1 protein-coding gene and 1 pseudogene are annotated in these 2,670 nt (G+C 42.8%); both read right to left on the bottom strand.

Features of this window, described 5'->3' with window-relative positions; translation table 11 throughout:
• Positions 1–209: 209 nt before the first annotated feature.
• The gene (locus tag Q0628_RS09605) at positions 210–2,498 is read right to left on the bottom strand and encodes an ATP-dependent helicase (protein ID WP_298770485.1); all 2,289 of its coding nucleotides are present in this window, start codon (positions 2,496–2,498) and stop codon (positions 210–212) included.
• Positions 2,499–2,544: 46 nt separating this feature from the next.
• A pseudogene (locus tag Q0628_RS15740) lies at positions 2,545–2,670 on the bottom strand (ATP-binding protein); the annotation flags it as partial.

The following is a 2,670-nucleotide window of genomic DNA, read 5'->3' as shown; positions in this document are numbered from 1 at the left end:
CGCCGGGGCATAATGTCGAAAAAATGGGCGGCGATAGGGGCCATACCGGGTCGGGCTATACTCGCTTCGCTCACGGAGCCTTACACTTGTCATCCCCGCGAAAGCGGGGATCTCCATTGCAAGTCTCCGCCCCAAGGGGTCACTATCCCTAACGCAAAAACTAATTGTACCGAATTCGGTAACACTAGCTCCTTCCCCTTTTGGGGGAATTAGGTTTTTCCAAATTCCACTCTGAATAACGGCACCCAAGTTTCTTGACCATCTTCAGAAGTCCAGCGAACAACTTGAGAAAGCGTTGCTCTTTGTGGGATTAACACATTTTTCGAAAGGCTTTTTACCAAGCCTCCTGTAAAATCCTTCGCAAACCAAGCCCAATACAATGAGTTCTGCTTTATGCAGTAATTTTCAGTTTTTGCATGTTTTTCAATCGTAAGAGAAATGCCCAAAGGCTCTTTCTCTAATGATTGCTGCAATCTTTCTACATACCGATCGCTGGCATCATTCTTTTTTAAGTATTGTCCTAAGGCCATATCGCCCAATCCTGTTTCAATATGCAAGACTTTCGGTATTGTCACATTTTTTACTCGGCCTTGTCTTTTAAAATGGCTCAACCAATCTGACGGCAACATCTTTTCCGAGCCAATTACGGTCAAAGATTTTCTAGCACGGGTTGCCGCCACATAAAGCAACCGATAGTTTTCTTGAGCTTTCTTTTCATCTGCATCTTTCAAGATCCACGATCCCAAAGCAAGAATGACATTATCCCATTCAAGCCCCTTAGCGCTATGCATAGTCCCAATGGATACTGCGCCCATATTTTTCGTTGCAAAATCGCTGTAAGAAACTTCTCCAAGATACTGATTAAAATCCCCTAAAGTTATCTCATCATCCCCACAGGCGGTTTCCGTTTCAACAAAGTCATCCACTAAAGCATCCAGTAATTCGAAAGAACTTTCTGCTTTATGATTTTCTTTATAATCTTCAGCTAAGTGTTTAAACTCCTTTGCACTCCACGGGAATTTTCCCAGACGGGGGTCTTCTTGAAGAATTTCGCAGAATCCCAAAACCTCACGAGTTTTTTCAATGGGGCATTTGTCCTTATCTCGTCCTTTAAGCAATCGATATGAGATTTGTTTCTCTTCCAATTTTGCGGCAGCCAAGAATGCTTCTGCGTTATCTCTAGTCAGAACGCAATAAGATTCCGATGGGGCCTCAGAAAATTTTTGAGCAAGTATTTCAGCTGCGGCAAATGCTGCCGTAGCTTTATCGGCTTCTTCATAAAAGAATAATTCTGCGCGTCCTTGATTTAAAGCCTGCTGTCGCGACCCATCTTTCACGCGCTCTGACATCAAATCCAAAAGCTTTGCATTTGCACGAACTAATCCAGCCACAGAACGATAATTCGTCGTTAAATAGAATTTTTCAGTATTTGACAATTCATCAGCAAATTTTTGGAAGTATTCCGAAGAACTTCCGCGGAACGCAAAAATACTTTGATCATCATCACCAACAACAATAACGCGAGGATCTTTTTCTCCAAGGTCATACAGAGCTCGTAACAAACGATATTCCCCTGCGGATAAATCTTGGAATTCATCAACAAGAATAACGCTAGGTGCACCGACACCAGAATCTTCACCGGATTCCAGCAATTCCGCAGCTTTGGACACAACATCATCAGCATTTTCAAGAGCCTTTTTATTGCCCTGCACTCCAAGGATAGAGAAGGCAAGCGAATGGAATGTTGTGATATTTACTTTAGCTGCAAGAGGCCCTGCCAAATCATACAACCGTTTTCGCAATTCTCGACAAGCGGCACGGGTGTATGTCAAACAAAGAATAGAATCTGGTTTGGCCTCTTCAATCCATAAAAGAGAAGCAACCTTGTGTACGAGCAAATGCGTTTTCCCAGAACCAGGTCCTGCCCCCACAAGGATATGTTTTTTGCGGCTCCTTATAACCTTACGTTGTTCATCATTGACGCTTTCTATTTTTCGCTTTAGTTCATCAGATACAGATTCCGACTGTTCAACGCCTTGCATGTATTTTAGGCGGAAATCGCTAATATCCATCACAAAATAGTCTTCTAACAGCTGTTGCGCCATCCGTTCGTCGACAAGCATCATTTTGGCATATTCCCCCACAATATGAATTGCTTCAGCCTTATGCTTGTAATGATTTTCAAGTGATTTGAAATCTGCTGGCGTAAAGTTTCGCTGTTTTGCTCCAGATTCTAATTCCAAAACTAGTCCGGTGTAAAAAACGACAAGACCATGTTCCAATGTGATAGAGCCTATTAAATGCAGGAACAACAATGCATATTCTAATTGTTTTTGCATTTCTAGGCGACCTACAGCTTTTTCGCCATACATCCGTTTCATTAAGCCATTCAAGGAGAACCAGACAATATTTCCATTTCGAGAAATCTGTTCTTTTTGCAATTCTGTCAAAGTTTCGATAACCTTGTCGAATATTTGCCACTGCTTTTTCAGTGTCATAGTCGATATTGACCACAACAAATTTTTCGCCCACATCTGACTTGTCAAGCTCAAACCAGAAGGTAGAGCCCTTGCCTACCTCACTCTCAACACCGTAGGTGGCATTGTGCAACTCAAGTACGCCCTTTACGATGGAAAGTCCAAGACCTGTGCCGATCATGGCGCGGCGGTG

Source organism: uncultured Fibrobacter sp. (assembly GCF_937877005.1).
GTDB lineage: Bacteria > Fibrobacterota > Fibrobacteria > Fibrobacterales > Fibrobacteraceae > Fibrobacter.
The sequence above is the reverse complement of the archived record's forward strand: the minus strand, read 5'-3'. Positions and strand labels throughout refer to the sequence as shown.

What these genes read in the sequence shown, in the direction of transcription:
- Q0628_RS09605 (WP_298770485.1), bottom strand. Translation starts at nt 2,498, where the DNA reads ATGACACTGAAAAAGCAGTGGCAAATATTCGACAAGGTTATCGAAACT.